Annotated in this window: 14 protein-coding genes; 9 read left to right on the top strand and 5 right to left on the bottom strand. The window is 40.9% G+C overall.

Annotation, left to right across the window (positions count from 1 at the left end; translation table 11 throughout):
* Positions 1–122: 122 nt before the first annotated feature.
* Both PTQ21_RS23560 and PTQ21_RS23555 read right to left on the bottom strand, forming a co-directional pair.
* On the bottom strand, positions 123–743 hold the full coding sequence (locus tag PTQ21_RS23560) for a TetR/AcrR family transcriptional regulator (protein ID WP_063562732.1): 621 nt from the start codon (positions 741–743) through the stop codon (positions 123–125).
* Between the two features lie 278 nt (positions 744–1,021).
* The gene (locus PTQ21_RS23555) at positions 1,022–1,627 is read right to left on the bottom strand and encodes a TetR/AcrR family transcriptional regulator (RefSeq protein ID WP_063562731.1); all 606 of its coding nucleotides are present in this window, start codon (positions 1,625–1,627) and stop codon (positions 1,022–1,024) included.
* A 176-nt stretch (positions 1,628–1,803) separates the two neighbouring features.
* On the opposite strand from PTQ21_RS23555, the gene PTQ21_RS23550 reads away from it, so the two are divergent.
* The 6 genes from PTQ21_RS23550 (at position 1,804) to PTQ21_RS23525 (ending at position 9,164) form a co-directional block, all read left to right on the top strand.
* On the top strand, positions 1,804–2,541 hold the full coding sequence (locus PTQ21_RS23550) for an SDR family NAD(P)-dependent oxidoreductase (RefSeq protein ID WP_063562730.1): 738 nt from the start codon (positions 1,804–1,806) through the stop codon (positions 2,539–2,541).
* Positions 2,542–2,720: 179 nt separating this feature from the next.
* Complete coding sequence (locus PTQ21_RS23545; protein ID WP_274570558.1) at positions 2,721–5,300, top strand: glycosyl hydrolase; 2,580 nt, start codon at positions 2,721–2,723, stop codon at positions 5,298–5,300.
* A gap of 160 nt (positions 5,301–5,460) precedes the next feature.
* On the top strand, positions 5,461–5,898 hold the full coding sequence (locus PTQ21_RS23540; protein ID WP_274567358.1) for a ribonuclease: 438 nt from the start codon (positions 5,461–5,463) through the stop codon (positions 5,896–5,898).
* A 15-nt stretch (positions 5,899–5,913) separates the two neighbouring features.
* Positions 5,914–6,189: a barstar family protein gene (locus tag PTQ21_RS23535; protein ID WP_274567357.1), complete on the top strand. Its 276-nt coding sequence runs from the start codon at positions 5,914–5,916 to the stop codon at positions 6,187–6,189.
* Between the two features lie 498 nt (positions 6,190–6,687).
* Positions 6,688–7,863 (top strand): FAD-dependent oxidoreductase, encoded by a 1,176-nt coding sequence (locus tag PTQ21_RS23530; RefSeq protein WP_274567356.1) that lies wholly within the window; start codon positions 6,688–6,690, stop codon positions 7,861–7,863.
* Between the two features lie 86 nt (positions 7,864–7,949).
* Positions 7,950–9,164 carry a GNAT family N-acetyltransferase gene (locus PTQ21_RS23525; RefSeq protein WP_274567355.1) on the top strand — a complete coding sequence of 405 codons (1,215 nt, stop codon included), beginning with the start codon at positions 7,950–7,952 and terminating at the stop codon, positions 9,162–9,164.
* Between the two features lie 197 nt (positions 9,165–9,361).
* On the opposite strand, the gene dapA is transcribed toward PTQ21_RS23525, so the two are convergent.
* On the bottom strand, positions 9,362–10,258 hold the full coding sequence (dapA, locus tag PTQ21_RS23520; protein WP_274567354.1) for a 4-hydroxy-tetrahydrodipicolinate synthase: 897 nt from the start codon (positions 10,256–10,258) through the stop codon (positions 9,362–9,364).
* Between the two features lie 111 nt (positions 10,259–10,369).
* Between dapA and PTQ21_RS23515 the strand changes: the two genes are divergently transcribed.
* Both PTQ21_RS23515 and PTQ21_RS23510 read left to right on the top strand, forming a co-directional pair.
* Positions 10,370–11,242 carry a LysR family transcriptional regulator gene (locus PTQ21_RS23515; protein WP_063562717.1) on the top strand — a complete coding sequence of 291 codons (873 nt, stop codon included), beginning with the start codon at positions 10,370–10,372 and terminating at the stop codon, positions 11,240–11,242.
* Positions 11,243–11,568: 326 nt separating this feature from the next.
* Positions 11,569–12,282 carry a phosphotransferase family protein gene (locus PTQ21_RS23510; protein WP_274567352.1) on the top strand — a complete coding sequence of 238 codons (714 nt, stop codon included), beginning with the start codon at positions 11,569–11,571 and terminating at the stop codon, positions 12,280–12,282.
* 17 nt (positions 12,283–12,299) lie between these two features.
* On the opposite strand, the gene PTQ21_RS23505 is transcribed toward PTQ21_RS23510, so the two are convergent.
* Both PTQ21_RS23505 and PTQ21_RS23500 read right to left on the bottom strand, forming a co-directional pair.
* Positions 12,300–13,223, bottom strand: coding sequence for an alpha/beta hydrolase family protein (locus tag PTQ21_RS23505; RefSeq protein ID WP_063562715.1), 924 nt, complete (start codon positions 13,221–13,223; stop codon positions 12,300–12,302).
* A 15-nt stretch (positions 13,224–13,238) separates the two neighbouring features.
* Complete coding sequence (locus tag PTQ21_RS23500; RefSeq protein ID WP_274567351.1) at positions 13,239–14,351, bottom strand: helix-turn-helix domain-containing protein; 1,113 nt, start codon at positions 14,349–14,351, stop codon at positions 13,239–13,241.
* 528 nt (positions 14,352–14,879) lie between these two features.
* Here PTQ21_RS23500 and PTQ21_RS23495 point away from each other — a divergent pair.
* Positions 14,880–15,149 (top strand): CD3324 family protein, encoded by a 270-nt coding sequence (locus PTQ21_RS23495; protein WP_079693852.1) that lies wholly within the window; start codon positions 14,880–14,882, stop codon positions 15,147–15,149.
* Positions 15,150–15,296 lie beyond the last annotated feature (147 nt).

Genomic DNA, 15,296 nt, shown 5'->3' with positions numbered 1-15,296 from the left:
TAAAATCCATCCGAGTATAAAGTACCCCGGTTTGCGAAAAGCGGTTTTCCCCACTCTATATAATAATGTAGACATATCTTTGTTTTACACTCCCTCTATGGTGAATATGGATTGCTACTGTATTAGAATCCTTTGCGCAAGTGACCAAACATGTTTTCTAAAAACTCATCGAACGATACAGCCCCAGTTCTTTGGTGGTCACTTATGTTTTGTCCTGGTAACAGCACATTAAGTCTTCCGTCAATTAATGGAAGAATGGTTCCGTAGGCCGCGTTAATAAGTAGATAAGTATATACCTCGTCATCATTCCCGTTTGATAAGTCTAATAATGTCTCTTGAGCAGTCGTCTGCATTTGGTGTACTACTCCAAGGAAATGCGGTTCGAGAACAGGATATTTTTGGGAAAGTAACAGAAGTTCACGCAATCTTCCTATAAGGTCTGCTGTAAGCTGCATCTGGATTAGTTGATACAAAATGTCAAGCAAAGAGGCATTTGGTGGAATTTTGGTGATCAAATTCTCAAACTCAGTTGTGTTATTAACTGAAGTAGCTCCAATGGCTACTGCTTCTTCCTTGCATGTGAAATAGTTTGCGAAAGTTCTTCTGGAATAACCGGCTTTTTGCACGATATCTTCGACAACAAAACCGTCCAACCCATGTTCAAGTGCTAGTTCAAATGCTGTAGTCGCTAGCGCTTTTTCAGTAGCTTCTTTTTTTAAATGTCGCAGGGTTTGCTTGGCCATCAGATGCGTACACCTCCACATGCATGCTTCTGGAGAAAATAACTCTCTCGATAGTAGATTGTTTTCATTTGGTATTCACTCAACTCCTTAGTATTTACTCGAAATTATCATAACTTTAATTTGCTCATTGTGCAAATTTACTCAAGAGGCAAATTTATAGATAAGCAGATTGAGAAATAATCATTCAATAAATTCCATAAGAAAAAGAGGGGGAAAGACAAAAAAAGACAAAGAGTGGAGGATACGATTCCTCTTCTTTGTCTCTAAATGCAATTTAACTAATTGTCCCCCACATAATGAAAAGAATGAATATGTGTTTTTGATAGTTCGATTACGTTCTTGATAAACATATCACGTGATTCACGAAAATCGCTTAATATCCAATTGTTCAATATTCCAAAAAAACCGTAAGCCGTATAGTACTTAAAATACTCCATGTTAACGGGGGAATCGTTGATCGTCTCGAAGATAAACTGCTCCTCATAGATTTTCAGGATAGTCTGAGGAAAACCTGTATGCAGACCAGGTAACGTATCATCATATCGAATCAATTCGAAGAAGTCTCGGTTTTCATAGATATAATCGATGATTTGAAAAGATTCAAAATTAAGCTTGTTGGTGTAGACCTTTTGGCCATGCGAATATGGCTTGCCTACGGCGAGTCTCAAACCTTCGAGCTTCGTATTCAACAATTCTTCGGCGAGCACGAATTTATCTTGGTAGTGTAAGTAAAAAGTACTGCGATTATAACCTGCCTGATCAACGATGTCTTTGACAGAGATGGCATGATAGCCTTTTTTCTTAATGAGTTGGATCAGAGCGCTTTTAAGATGCTCTTCTGTTCGATTGCGCTGTTGAGATTTCATAATTTGTTCATCATTCATACATAAAACTCCTATAAAAATAGACATTGTTTTACCAAGTGTCTATGTAGTAGACATATCATCGTATCTTAATGATTGGATTGTTACAATTTTAAGCATACAATTATGTTTGTAAACGTCATATAGCACATATGCAAATAGGTGCTATTCAAAATAGTATACTGGAGGATTTAATCATGGGCAAACTTCAAGACAAAGTGGCAATTATTACGGGAGGGGCATCCGGAATCGGCGCAGCGACAGCACGCTTATTCGTTTCAGAAGGAGCCAAAGTGGTCTTGGTGGACCTGAATGAAGAAAAAGGTAAGGCGTTTGAGCAAGAACTGAAAGCGCTTAAAGCTGACGCTCTGTTTATTAAAGCGAACATCACGAGTGAGCAAGAGGTTGCTGAGATTTTCAAAAAAACCGTAGAGGTTTTCGGTAAAGTGGATATCGTATTTAACAATGCAGGAATCGGGCGTGTTCATCCTTCGCATGAGCTTGAATATGCTGAATGGCGCAATACGGTGAATGTAGATCTGGACGGCGTATTCTTGGTCGCGCGTGAAGCAATCCGAGAAATGCTCAAAATTGGCGGAGGGACTATCGTCAACACGGCTTCCATGTACGGATGGGTTGGTTCACCTGGTTCTGCAGCCTACAATGCAGCAAAAGGTGGCGTTGTGAATCTGACTCGTTCACTCGCGCTGGAGTATGCTGAGAAAAATATTCGGGTGAACGCACTTTGCCCAGGCTTCATCGATACACCGATTATTCCAGAAGAGAGCAAACAGGCTCTTTCTTCGGCAACACCAATGAAGCGGCTTGGTCAAGCAGATGAAATGGCCAAAGCCGTACTGTTCCTAGCTAGCGACGATTCATCCTATATGACAGGAAATAGTCTAATCGTGGATGGTGGATACACCGCCCAATAAGAGGATTAAATTTTCCGAAAATGAATGGATGAACATATTGAAAGCCGCAAATTGCGGCTTTTTTTCGTCCATATATTTGCAAAACTTGATACATATGCTATGTTTACAATGAAAGCGCCATCATGAGTAAACAGAGGGATCATTCTTTATCATATTTTAAAAAGGGAAGGAAGATGATGATGATGATTTTGCTCAAAAAGACAGGCGTATTAATGCTGGCATTGACTCTGCTTCTTGGATTGATGACAGTACCCGTTCATGCAGATTCCCCACTTTTTACGATCGAAAGCGAAAACGCTTTACTTTCCTCCGATCTTCAAGTGACGACAGAAATTTACGGACAACCCAAGCCCGGATTTTCTGGAAGTGGATTTGTCTGGATGCAGAATTCCGGCACGATAACCTTCACTGTGACTGTCCCCGAAACAGGCATGTATGCAATTTCTACCCGATACATGCAGGAGCTTAGTGCCGACGGCCGACTTCAATATCTATCCGTTAATGGTGTTACCAAGGGCTCATATATGCTGCCATACACAACAACATGGTCTGATTTCAATTTTGGTTATCAGAAGCTGAATCAGGGAAGCAACACGATTCAACTGAAGGCTGGTTGGGGCTTCGCTTATTTCGACACCTTCACTGTGGACTATGCCAATCTTGATCCCCTGGATGTTCAGCCTGTCCTTACTGATTCTCAAGCCACACCGGAAACACAACTTCTGATGAATTATTTAACGGAGGTTTATGGCAATCATATTATCTCAGGTCAACAGGAGATATACGGTGGTGGAAACGATGGCAATACGGAGTTGGAGTTTGATTGGATTCATAATTTAACCGGAAAGTATCCGGCTATCCGCGGATTTGATTTTATGAACTATAATCCGCTCTACGGATGGGAAGACGGCACAACCGATCGAATGATCGATTGGGTGAATAACCGGGATGGAATTGCGACAGCTTCCTGGCATATTAATGTACCCCGAAATTTCACGACCTACCAGCTTGGTGACCATGTGGATTGGAAAGAGGCTACTTATAAACCAACAGAAACCAATTTTAATACAGCCAACGCCGTAATTCCTGGTACGAAAGAATATCAATACGTAATGAGTACGATTGATGATCTGGCGGAACAACTGTTGATTCTGCAAGATAACAATGTGCCCGTTCTTTTCCGTCCTTATCATGAGGCGGAGGGCAACGGTGGGTTAAATGGAGAAGGCGCATGGTTCTGGTGGGCTTCCGCAGGTGCAGATGTGTACAAACAACTGTGGGATATGCTCTACACTGAACTTACAGAGACCTACGGTTTGCACAACTTGATTTGGACTTACAACAGCTACGTATATAACACTTCTCCTGCATGGTACCCTGGTGACGATCGGGTAGATATTGTCGGCTATGATAAATACAATACGATCTACAACCGCACTGACGGGTTGTCCGGCGTACCGAATGAGGATGCCATTACCTCGATCTTCTATCAACTGGTTGATTTAACGGGCGGCAAGAAAATGGTGGCCATGACGGAGAATGATACCGTCCCAAGTGTACAAAATCTGACAGAGGAAAAATCAGGATGGCTCTACTTCTGCCCATGGTACGGCGAGCATCTCATGAGTTCAGCCTTTAATTATCCGGCAACTCTGAAAACGCTTTATCAAAGCGATTATGTCATTACGCTGAATGAACTGCCTAATTTGAAGGTTAACAATCCAACATCAAACGCGTCCCTCACACCTACAACCGTTGAATTTGACAAACATACGCCCAATCCAAGCGACAAGGCCATAACCGTGAACTTTAACGGTAATACGTTAACCGGTCTACGGATAGGTACCTCTGCATTGACTGCTAATCAGGATTATACGTTAAGCGGAAGTACGTTACTGCTGAAAAAAGAATTCTTAGCCGGACTGCCGGTTGGCGAACATTCCATCGTTTTTGATTTTAATCAAGGGCAAGATCCTGTATTAAAAGTTAAAATTGTTGATTCAACACCAAGCACAAGCGCTGTAATTTCGCCCGTGAATGCAACATTTGATAAAGCAGCGAATCTAGCACAGGATGTTTCCTTGACTCTTACCTTAAACGGAAGACAGCTTACAAGCATAACGAATGGGAATTATACGCTTGTATCGGGCCAGGATTATACGGCATTAAGCAATGCCATCGTTCTGCGCAAATCCTACCTTTCCACGCTGCCGCTAAGCCAAAATACGATAACGTTTCATTTTAACGGAGGAAATAACGCTGTTCTTACAGTAAACGTAGTGGATAGCAGTATTTCTGTACCCTCTGGGAATTTGACGATCCAAGCCTTTAACGGTAATACAAGCGCGTCCACCAACGGAATCTCACCTAAATTCAAAGTGGTCAATACCGGTAATTCGGCGATTCAGTTAAGTGATGTAAAGCTCCGGTATTACTATACGATCGACGGGGAAGAAGCACAGAGTTTTTGGTCTGACTGGGCCAGTATCGGAAGTGCAAATGTAACCAGCAAATTCGTTAAATTGGCAACGCCAGTTGCCGGAGCGGATTATGTTTTGGAAGTTGGTTTTACGAGTTCTGCCGGAACGCTTAATGCCGGACAAAGCGCAGAAATTCAAGCACGTTTCTCCAAAAATAACTGGTCCAATTACAACCAGGCTAACGATTACTCGTTTAAGGCATCGAGTACTCAGTTCGCAAACCATGAACAGGTTACCGGCTATATCAACGGTCAACTGGTTTGGGGAATTGAGCCGTAAGCAGGCAAGCATAATAAAGGTTGGAGCGGGGATATCCCTACTCCAGCCTTTTTCTGTTGGGATGGCTGAAAGCCGCGAGAAACGAATATAAAGAGGAGTATACGAAAGGAACATGTTATGATAGGGAGGATGCTAATTTTTCAGAAGGAGATCAAAATCAATGGTTGTAAAAAAGTGGTTAGGTGGTTTACTTTTTATTCTGGCGACCATCCTGTTTACAGGCTGCTCACTCGAAACGGTTTCATTAAATGGCTCATCTCAAGAGAATGCAACTCTAACGCCATTTGATGAAGTAGCCAAGTATATTTCGGAGCATAATGAACTCCCGGAAAATTATATAACCAAGAAAGAAGCTAGAGAATTAGGATGGGAGCCTAGCAAAGGTAATTTGGAAAAAGTGGCTCCAGGCAAAAGCATTGGCGGTGACGTATTTCAAAATCGAGAAGGGCTGTTGCCCAAGAAAAAAGGAAGGACTTGGTACGAAGCAGATATTAACTATTCGGGAGGAACGCGGGGCAGTGATCGGATTTTATACTCCAATGATGGATTAATCTATAAAACAACCGATCATTATCGTACGTTCGAGCAAATCGAATAGAGAAAGGGTGATCATATGAAGACAGTAGTCATCAATGGAAAGGACATTCATGGAAAAGAAGAGTTACATGATGTCCTTCAGACCAGTCTTGAGTTAGGTCAAACGTATGGGCGGAATTTGGACGCATTATGGGATTGCCTAACTGGATTTCTTCCTATGCCACTTACCATTCAGTGGATTGATTTTGAGGCAAGTCGGAAGTCTCTTGGAGAGTACGCAGATCAGTTGCTGGACCTGATGCATGAAGCGGAAGAAGAAATGGAAGGATTTACATTGGACTTAAAAAATTAATTACTTGGTGCGAGGCAATAAGATGGACCCATTGAAAGTCGCTATTTTAGCGGCTTTTTTTTGTTTTGTTGGTACGAAATCTTGTCCCAAATGAGAAGATCAACACATGTCTGGATTTTTTATAAGCAGAAGACATAATGTGTTTAAACGGATTGTGAATAGCATTTTTGTTCATGTAATTTAGTTAACTAGTTTACAATAAAACAGATTATAATATGAAATATTTTATGAGCACATGAGTAGCATTTAAATTGGATAAAGGAACCAAAGCGATAATTTATCAGCTTCAGGTCAAATGAATAGACAAAATGGTTCGTTTCGCTTAATTCTAGCATGATTTTTAAAACAAACGTTAGTATTCTAAGATATAGACATTATCACGTTAACATTTGACAATGATAATCTTTATCAATTATTATTGTTTACAGGTAAATAATAATACGTTTGACGGCATTTTATTTATCTTAACTATTAATATGATTGAAGGGAGATTTTCTTATGTCAAATAAAAATGCCCGTATTGCTATCATTGGTGGAGGTCCTTCTGGATTAACGCTTGCTCGAATTCTGCAGCAAAATGGAATGAAAGCTACTGTATATGAGCGTGAACCATCCTCCAACTCTCGTCAACAAGGCGGCACACTTGATATGCATCCTGAGTCAGGTCAATATGCATTGGAGGTAGCTGGACTGATAAAAGAATTCGAAGTGAATGCTCGTTATGAAGGCCAAGACTTAAGGCTTCTGGATAAAACCGGAAAAGTCTATTGGGACGAAATATCAGGTCCCGAAGATAACCATAGACCTGAGATAGATCGTGGCGTACTTCGCAAATTGTTATTGGATTCTATTGAACCAAACACAATAAAATGGGGCCATCATCTAAAAAGTATAAATTCACTAGACAACGGTCAGCTTGAGTTGCATTTTGAGAATGAGCATACAGAACTTGTAGATCTTGTTGTTGGTGCTGACGGTGCCTTTTCAAGAGTTCGCGAGTTTCTCTCGGATGTGCAGCCGATCTACACAGGAATAAGCGCGGTTGAGATGGGGATATCAAATGTTGATGAAATTCACCCAGATTTAGCTGAATTCAACGGGAAAGGGAGTATGTTTGCATTCCAAGATCAAAAAGCGATTATGGCTCAGCTTAATGGTGACGGCCGCATCCGAGTTTATTTGGCTTTCAGGATTGAAAAAGAATGGCTGGATAATTGCGGTATTAAATTTGAACAACCAACAATGGCAAAAGAATCTCTGCTCCAATTATTATCCGATTGGAGTGATGACTTGAAAAATTACATTCGTTATTCTGATGGCGAGATGTTGCCTCGTAGAATCTATATGTTGCCAATCGACTACAGCTGGACGCATAAGGACGGGGTCACTCTCATAGGAGATTCTGCGCATTTAATGTCTCCATTTGCAGGAAAAGGAGCGAATATTGCCATGCTTGATGCAGCTGAGTTAGGCTTATCTCTTGCTAATCACAGCGATCTAAAAACGGCTTTAGAGCACTACGAGAAAAAAATGTTTGCATATAGCTCTAAAGCAACACTGGAGTCTGATATGAATCTTAAGCTCAGCTTCTCACATAATGCAGCACATAAGTTTCTGGATATTATCCTTAGAGATTCGACAGGGAAACTTAGAGAGGTAAAAACAAGATCTTAATAATTATCTTGATCTAGATCAGAGCCAGCATTATTCTGCAGCAATTGGTAAATAATATAATTTAAAACCAAGGGAGAATAACTGGCATGCATCGTAAGCAAAATTTAAAAATGAAAAAAGTAGACTTATCACATTTAGAACAATATAGTCAACTGTTACGCTATGTATTTCAAGTTACTCATAATGATCTTCACAAACATGGCTGGAAAGAAAGCGAAATTCTCCATGAAAAATCACCTGTCTTACAACAAGCAGATGTACTTGGATGGTTCGATGGAGAAAAACTGATTTCTCAGGTATCCATATATCCATTTGAAGTTCGGATATTTAACGAAACATACGCTATGGGTGGCGTCACTGGTGTGGGGACTTTTCCGGAATATTCGGGTCAAGGCTTAATGAATAAACTGCTGCTGCAAGCTCTCACCAATATGCGTGAACAGCAACAATCCATTTCTTACTTGTATCCTTACTCCATACCGTATTATCGCCGTAAAGGGTGGGAGATCATTTCTGATAAAATCGTGTTTGAGGTTCAAGACTTCCAATTACCCAAAAACAAACCTGTTCCTGGTGATGTGGCACGTGTAGAACCCGACAGCGAAGATGTGAAGGTGGCTTATGAACGCTTTTCAATGCAAACCCATGGAGCCATGCTGCGGAAAGAACTGGCGTGGAGTGAGTATTGGCGATGGGATTCAGATGATTTAACTGCAGCTGTCTATTATGGAGAAGACGGTCAACCGGAGGGCTACATTTTATATTGGATTGAAGAAGAAGTGTTCCACGTCAAAGATATGATCTTCATTCATGAAGAGGCACGAAGTGGACTGTGGAATTTCATTAGTGCGCATTTTTCAATGATATCTAAAGTGGTAGGCAATATTCATACCGATGAACAGCTTGCCTTTTTGCTGGAAGATGCGGATATTAAGGAAACCATTTCACCTTACTTTATGGCACGGATCGTGGACATTGAGCAATTTATCTCAAAATATCCGTTCAAACCCGCAGCGATGGATAGAGAGTGGACGTTTACGTTGCAAGATCCGTTGCTGTCTTGGAATCAAGGCACATTTACTCTACAGATTGAACCGAATGGAAGCGGAAGAGTAATTCGGAGTCAAAGTCGACGTAGTGAAGATAGCATAAGTATCCAAACCATGACGACCATGTTGTTAGGTTATAAGCGTCCTGAGTATTTGCATAAGATTGGCCGTATTAAATGTGATCCAGAAACGCTTGATTTGTTAGAAGATGCTATTGAGCAGCAGGCGCCTTACTTTTCGGATTACTTTTAATATTCAAAGTAATGATCAGCATTCCCTGATGAATGATGAATTGGCAATATCTCGTTCTCCGTCTGGAGACCTCTGTTTAAAATTAAAACAACCAGTATAGATGTTATCCATACTGGTTGTTTTTTGATTTTCATTCCATGATGTCTCAATAAATCAGACTGGATATATACATAAATCGTAGCAAGATATGCGCTTGTTTAAGAAGGTATGACCATCTCTGCGAGTGTATCCGACAACCTTTGTTTTGCTTTTTCCGATGCGGCAGTCAGCGGCAGACGCAGTTTTGCAGAAGCAATCAGCTGTTGCTGAGCCAGCCACCATTTGATCGAGGCTGGAGCAGGCTCTGCAAACACGTCACTAATCAGCGGTTGCAGTTGCTTAAAGCTGTCTCTTGATGCATTCACGTCACCAGATACAAAGCGTTGATACACGTCCACATACCTTTGGGTATGAATATTGGCAGAGGCCACCATCCCGCCTGCGGCACCTTGACATAGCATCGCATGGAAATACGCATCCTCGCCGCAAAGTACAGGCTTCGTCTCATATTGGGTTAGCGCCAGCAGCAGATCCAAACCGCCAGTGCTGTCCTTCAGGCCAATAACCCCATCCAGATCCATGACTTTTCTCATTGTATCCAAGGTCATGCGACTACCGGTTCGAGCCGGAATCTCATAGACTAGAATCGGCAATCCTGTCCGGGACGCGTTGGAAAAATGCTCAAGAATTCCTTCTTGCGTCGGTCTGTTGTAATAAGGAGTGACCACCAGAGCAGCATCTGCTCCTAATTCAGCGGCCATTTCGGTCCGATGAACCGTCGAATAGGTATCATTGGTTCCTGTTCCCACGACGAGGGGAATGGTTTTGTTCAGACTTATCAAAATCTCTTTCGTTACTTCCACCATCTGCTTTACTTCATCCCAGGAGACAGTCGGAGATTCTCCTGTCGTGCCGTTTACGACCAATCCCTGAATGTCGTGTTTGGCAAGATGGGTAACATATTTGCGATACGATTCAATGTCGAGTTTGTGGTCATCCGTAAAAGGGGCAATTACCGGTATATAAATTCCTTGAACATGTTGTTCGTTCATCATAATCAACTACCTCTTCCCGTTATATTGAAACTAATGTAACATAGGAACCAGCATCACAGTTACCTATAACAAATGATAGTTGTCATCAATATTTTCGATGAGGTGAGCAAGTTGGATTTAATCTATCTTCAGACGTTTAGAGAAGTCGCAATTCGCGAGAGCTTCACCAGAGCTGCAGAGGTGCTGGGTTATGCACAATCCAGTGTTACTACGCAAATTCAGAAGCTGGAAAAAGCATATCAAGTCAAACTGTTTGAACGCTATAGCAATAACAAGATTCGTCTGACTTCTGCCGGGGAAGAGCTGTTCAAGCTTGCCGGACAGATGTTGGAATTGTTTGAGCAGTCCAAGGAAAAAATGGCGAAGCAGGGTGGTGGCTCCTTAACGATCGGTACGATGGACTCTATCGCTTCTTACTTTTTACCTCCATATATGCAAGCCACCCGTAAGGAATACCCGGATCTGAACATACGACTGCATACGAATCGTGAGGGGTTAATTTTGCATCAGGTCAGGGAAGGTGAAGCCGATATTGGACTTATTCTCGCAGATGATTCGAGCGATCCGGCTTTGCAGTGGATTACCATTCGCCAAGAACCGCTTTTGCTGATCGTCCATCCGCAGCATCCGCTGATCGCCAAAACGCAGATTGAATTGAATGATCTAAAGGATATGGAATGGATCATGCCTGAAGATACCTGTAATTACAGGCAGCTGCTTGAAAGAGTGCTTCGCGCAAATTCAATCCCTTATCGGATCGGTCTGGAACTTGGCAATCCGGAAGCGATCAAAAGAAGTATTAAGTCAGGTGAGGGTATTTCGATTCTGCCGCAAATGGCTGTAATGGAAGAAATCGAGCGGGGGGAGCTGAAAGCCTTACCCCTTGAACATGCAGAGCTTCAACTCGAAATTCAACTCGTTCTTCATCCGAAAAAGTGGGTATCCAACGCACTGCACGATTTTATGGAAAGCTTGAAAAAGTAAAGAATTGATCGCTGTTTAGCAGCATTATATCCGCTTTTTCTGTAATTTCTTTAGCCAACTGCAGGATAAATATGTTAATATAAGATCCCATAAAATCAGCGAGCCACATCAAAAGGGCTCGCTGATTTATATTTGAACGCAAATAAAGGAGGCGCTACATGAGTTCCATTCTAAACGTTATAGAAAAGCTGAAATTGAATGTCTTGAATATTGAAAATGTTCCGGAATCATTTAGTTCTGATGTATATAAACTTACTCTTCGTAGTGGAGAAGACGTATATGTTAAGATTCCATATAACAAGGATAAGCTATTTCGCTAATTTCAGATGCTTGAAATATTGAAGGACGTCATACCTGTTCCTAAGGTATTGGACATTTGGTATGGGGATGAAAGTAATACTGGAGCATTGCTTCTCTCTGCAATTCAAGGGGTGCCTTGTTCAGAAAATATGGATGAAAAGCTATCTTTTCAAATGGGTGTATATCATGCAATGCTTCATGAGGTAAAAACTCCAGGATATGGATACCATTCAACCGATGGATTTAATATTCTTGACCAAAATAATTGGAGACTACATATCAAAAATAATTTTGAAAAGTGGAAAGAGCCCTGCAAAGAGCTCCTCGAACCAGCATTGTATGAACGATGTATTCTTCATTTTGATGGCGTGTTCTCTGCTTTACCTGATCCTGACGGACCCTGTTTGGTACATATGGATTTTCGACCTGGAAATATATTGGTGAATGGTAACAAGGTTACTGGCATTATTGATTTTGAGAGTGCTCGGGGTGGCTCCTCTGAAATAGACTTTACTAAAATCAATAGATATATTTGGGAAGTAAACCCGAGAACGAAGTCCCCGTACTTCGAAGGTTATCAAACCATTCGGAACATGTTAAATCTCGAAATCGTATTGCCGTTTTATAATTTCTATGATGCTTTCAGTGCCGTTGTTTGGTGTAAAAACAGAGGAGTTGAAAGAAATCAATCGTTCCTTCAGGAAAGTATAGAAGTATTGAAGAAATCAGTCAGTTACTGATTATTGATGGCTTTTTCCTAAATTGAATGAATCCATTCGGAAATGTCATTGATCACGTTCTTATCTACATGTTGTGCAACTTTGTACTCTTTTTTCATTTTTAATATTTCTCCATAAACAGCTGGCATAAATAAATGATTTAAGTTGGGATAAAGTTTAAACGTTACGTTTGGTTTTTCACCCAATAGGTCTTTGTAAACCTTAAAATCTTTGTCTACGGATACATGGAAATCTTGATCTCCTTGCAAAATGAGTACGGGTTTATCTAATACGTTAAGGTAATTAATGGAGGGATGTTCTCCCATCTCTTTGAAGTAGAAGGCTCTAGAATATTTCCCCAAAACCACAGTTGATTTCGCTTCTTCATCACTTAATTTATAAATTTTATCAAACTTAGCTGATAGTGCTGCTATTTGTTTCTTCGCAATCATTTTCAAAAACTTATTTAATGAGTCTAAAACATCGTTGTTTTGATCCATTAGAATCTCTTCTAACTTGCGTGGAGACCCACCCATAATAATGATCCCAGCAAAATGTCCACCTTCTGCATCAATTCGTGGAGCTAACATCCCGCCTAAACTATGACCTATAATGAATATTTGGTTGGTATCAATACGTGGGTCTTTGCGCAATAAATCTGCTGCGAGGATAGCATCTTCAATCGTTTCTTCTTTAACGGATAAGCCGGTATCGTTTTTCATTTCTTTTCCATAGACGAATGTTCTTTTGTCATATCGCAGCACGGCGATTCCTTTGTCTGACAACCCTTCGGCGAGGTCTTTAAAAGGGAAGTTATTCCCCACCTTTTCATCCATATCTGCAGGGCCAGAGCCATGTACTAGTACCACTGCCGGAACTTTTGATGAGCAATCCTCCGGCAGTGACAAAATTCCATTTAGAGGATAATTCGTTTCTTTGCCAATGATTAGTTTTTCGTTCATTCCCATAACCTCCAATTAACATGTTTCTTCTAAAAAATGATTCATTTTCTGAACTAGTCGTTGATATTCGGGAACTTCACATAAAGAATCGAATGCTGGATTCATCAGCACATCCCTCATCATGCTATTCTTTATAACCTGCTCGCTGCGGGGAGCGGCGACGTCGAAATCTTTCAGCCACGGATCAATCAGATCAAAAAAGGAATCTCCATGAAGCTCAAAAGGAAAGAATCCTTCCATGCAGGTTTCCACATATTTTTCAAGTAGTTCAATCGATTTTTCGGGTGATTTGTTCACGCAATATAGATGAGCGCCTAGTGCGTAAAGCAGAATGACATTGTTGGGATTTAGCCGTTTCATATCAAAAATCCGTGCAAAATCGGACGCTCTCATAAAAGCTGCTTCGGCTTTTTCGATATTATTAATATTTAGTTGTAGGACGTTCAGTAGCCCTTGAAAGACTGCCATTACGTGTTGATACAGTTCAGCCTGCAAGGTTTCTTTGGCTTTGCCGATGTTGCCCATAAGCTGATATGCCTGTGAAATTAACACACCCTTTGGCATCACGGGCCGGACAGTCTCCCCAAGTAAATCGAAGACCCGCTGCGGGCTCCTTAACGCCAAACAACAAACCGATTGATACAAAATCGCATCGTTGGAAAGGTGCATATCGCCACTTTCGCCCTGAATCCGTTCACACAGGGTCACGCTTTCGTTAAGAAGAGTCTCTTTTTGCTCTTGTGTTCTCGCCAGCGTGAAGTGATTGGTGTACAGCTTAACCATTTGCAATAAAAGCGGAAAGCAGGCGTAATATTTTTTGATGATCGCCGTACATTCAGCGATTACCTCATCAAAAGGAAGGGCAGCAAAATCATTGGCCAGTCGGGTGTAAAGCTTTGCGATGTCCGACTGCTCCATTTGCGGGGAATAACCCATCAATTCATCAATGCTAATATTAAAATAGGCCGCAAGCCGTGGCAGAAATGTGATGTCAGGATAGCTTTGTCCCGTTTCCCACTTGGAAACAGACGCTTTGGAAACACCGATAAATGCAGCAACCGCATCCTGTGTTAATCCTTTTTCTCTGCGTTTTGCTACAAGGATCGATGCTAAATTAATTTCGTTCATCAACGTCACCTCTGCTTATGATTATACGGTTTATAAAATAAACTCCCAAGCGACTTGTCGTTGACTTGTGTTAAAAAAATCAACCATTGGGAAACTTGATAGGTAAGGGTATCTTTGACGTTACTTAATCCGTCCATACAAATGGCGATTACTCAGTATTATCAAAAAATTCAGAAGCCGCAACCAAGTTATGGTTTAGTCCACACAATCCTCCAAATGCGAAGGAGTTTATTACATTCGACATCGATACACGTAAGGTTAAGTTAATCAAATATATCCATAGGAGCGACTAACTATTGTTCATGAGATGGTCCGAAGTAATTAGAAATATGCTATACTGGCAACGTAAAAGGGAGGTGCTTTACTGATGGAGAATCTGTTAAGATTGTCTGTGACTTGCTTCACTTGTGCAAAGCCAGTATTGGAGAAGCGTTACTTTGCATGGGGTTAAATCTTTTCTAACGCTAAATAAGCTTATCTAATATTTTGGCTTTGCACCTTATTTTCAGAAATAAGGAGTGAAGCAGAGTGAAATATACAAACGCTAAAAAAATATTGCCCGAAAAGTTAATAATAATGATTCAAGAGTATGTCCAGGGAGAGACGATTTACATCCCAAAACAGGAAAAGGAATATAATCATTGGGGAAGTTTGAGTGGCGGAAGGCAATGGTTAGATCACCGAAATGCCACTATTAGACAAGCCTTTAAGAGTAATAGCAGCATTGAGCAACTTGCTAAGGACTACTTTCTCTCTGTTGAAACCATTAAGAAAATTGTTTATTCCAAAAATAAGTAGTACACGGCACTGATGAAGAAATTCATCAGTGTTTTTTATGTCAAAAACGATTCTAACTTATTGTTTTCATTTAAATAGCTTATTGCACTCTTTACAATAGGATTAGGCAGAAGAGGAGTCGATACAGTGAGAGAAATGTAACTTTTG

It is taken from the genome of Paenibacillus marchantiae (assembly GCF_028771845.1).
Lineage (GTDB): Bacteria > Bacillota > Bacilli > Paenibacillales > Paenibacillaceae > Paenibacillus > Paenibacillus marchantiae.
The sequence above is the reverse complement of the archived record's forward strand: the minus strand, read 5'-3'. Positions and strand labels throughout refer to the sequence as shown.

What these genes read in the sequence shown, in the direction of transcription:
- PTQ21_RS23510 (WP_274567352.1), top strand. Translation starts at nt 11,569, where the DNA reads ATGCTTGAAATATTGAAGGACGTCATACCTGTTCCTAAGGTATTGGAC.
- PTQ21_RS23540 (WP_274567358.1), top strand. Translation starts at nt 5,461, where the DNA reads ATGGTTGTAAAAAAGTGGTTAGGTGGTTTACTTTTTATTCTGGCGACC.
- PTQ21_RS23560 (WP_063562732.1), bottom strand. Translation starts at nt 743, where the DNA reads ATGGCCAAGCAAACCCTGCGACATTTAAAAAAAGAAGCTACTGAAAAA.
- PTQ21_RS23535 (WP_274567357.1), top strand. Translation starts at nt 5,914, where the DNA reads ATGAAGACAGTAGTCATCAATGGAAAGGACATTCATGGAAAAGAAGAG.
- PTQ21_RS23550 (WP_063562730.1), top strand. Translation starts at nt 1,804, where the DNA reads ATGGGCAAACTTCAAGACAAAGTGGCAATTATTACGGGAGGGGCATCC.
- PTQ21_RS23530 (WP_274567356.1), top strand. Translation starts at nt 6,688, where the DNA reads ATGTCAAATAAAAATGCCCGTATTGCTATCATTGGTGGAGGTCCTTCT.
- PTQ21_RS23555 (WP_063562731.1), bottom strand. Translation starts at nt 1,627, where the DNA reads ATGAATGATGAACAAATTATGAAATCTCAACAGCGCAATCGAACAGAA.
- PTQ21_RS23505 (WP_063562715.1), bottom strand. Translation starts at nt 13,223, where the DNA reads ATGAACGAAAAACTAATCATTGGCAAAGAAACGAATTATCCTCTAAAT.
- dapA (WP_274567354.1), bottom strand. Translation starts at nt 10,258, where the DNA reads ATGATGAACGAACAACATGTTCAAGGAATTTATATACCGGTAATTGCC.
- PTQ21_RS23525 (WP_274567355.1), top strand. Translation starts at nt 7,950, where the DNA reads ATGCATCGTAAGCAAAATTTAAAAATGAAAAAAGTAGACTTATCACAT.
- PTQ21_RS23500 (WP_274567351.1), bottom strand. Translation starts at nt 14,351, where the DNA reads ATGAACGAAATTAATTTAGCATCGATCCTTGTAGCAAAACGCAGAGAA.
- PTQ21_RS23545 (WP_274570558.1), top strand. Translation starts at nt 2,721, where the DNA reads ATGATGATTTTGCTCAAAAAGACAGGCGTATTAATGCTGGCATTGACT.